This window comes from Caballeronia terrestris (assembly GCF_001544515.1).
Classification (GTDB): Bacteria; Pseudomonadota; Gammaproteobacteria; order Burkholderiales; family Burkholderiaceae; genus Caballeronia; species Caballeronia terrestris.
This window is the reverse complement of sequence record NZ_FCOL02000490.1, coordinates 1-989: the sequence shown is the minus strand read 5'-3', so window position 1 is coordinate 989 and position 989 is coordinate 1. Positions and strand designations below refer to the sequence as shown.

General features: G+C 62.0%; 1 protein-coding gene. It reads right to left on the bottom strand.

The genetic code is table 11. The annotated features are described in order from the left end of the window. Positions 1 to 19: 19 nt before the first annotated feature. A partial coding sequence (locus tag AWB67_RS38485; RefSeq protein ID WP_159965168.1) for an ArsA-related P-loop ATPase occupies positions 20 to 989 on the bottom strand: 970 nt, incomplete at its 5' end.

Sequence of the window (989 nt, the reverse complement as noted above, 5' to 3'; positions counted from 1 at the left end):
CCGCCAGTACACCTTTCCGCTACGACCTTTTCCGTTGCTCTACCGGCCGATGTCCACGAGCCAGCTCTTCGAGCCCGTGCAGTCCAACGGGCGGGTGCGCCTGCCACGGTAACAATACAGCCCTCTTCGTATCCTCCTTCATCACGCGTTCGATAAATGGCACCTCGTAGCGCCCTCGTTCGGCGAGTGCGTGGTCGTGAGTGCCGCTTGCGAGCAGACTCTGGTCAATGACCCAGGCATACGGTTCAATCTGGGCCCGGCGCAGGTCGGCTTGCAGTCGTTCCGCTTCATGAACAGGGGTCGCTTCTGCGAGCGTCACAATAAGCACGTGCGTAAACTGCGGGTCCCTCAGACGCGGCAAAAGCTGACGAACCGCTTCGGGCATATCACCCTGTGTGCGCATGACGTCGCGATGATAGGCCTCTGCTGAGTCCATCAGCAGGATGGTGTGCCCAGTTGGGGCCGTATCGAGTATCACGAACGAGTCCCGGGCTTCATCCACCGTTCGCGCGAATGCGCGGAAAACCGCTATCTCCTCGGTGCATGGCGACCGCAGGTCTTCCTCGAGCATCGCCCTCCCCTGGGCGTCGAGATGAGCACCGGCCTTGGCGAGAACCTCATCGCGATACCGATTGACCTCCAGTTCTGGGTCGATTCGACTGACACTCAGACCTGGAAGGGATTCCTGGAGCGTCCACGCCACGTGCGCGGCCGGGTCCGTGGTGGAAAGCAGGACTGCATGGCCGCGCTGCGCCAGCTCCAGCGCTATCGCCGCAGCCACTGTCGTCTTGCCGACGCCGCCCTTGCCCATCGTCATGACAAGACCGTGACCCGCCTTCTCCAGGTCGTCAATGAGCGGCAGAAGCCCGCCAGGCAACTCCACGCTCAACTGGACATCTGTCCTGGGCGCGGCAATCTGCTCCGGGTGCAAATACGCCTGTATCGTGGCGAGCCCAACCAATCCCTTGGGAATGAAGCCCGTCTCGCTT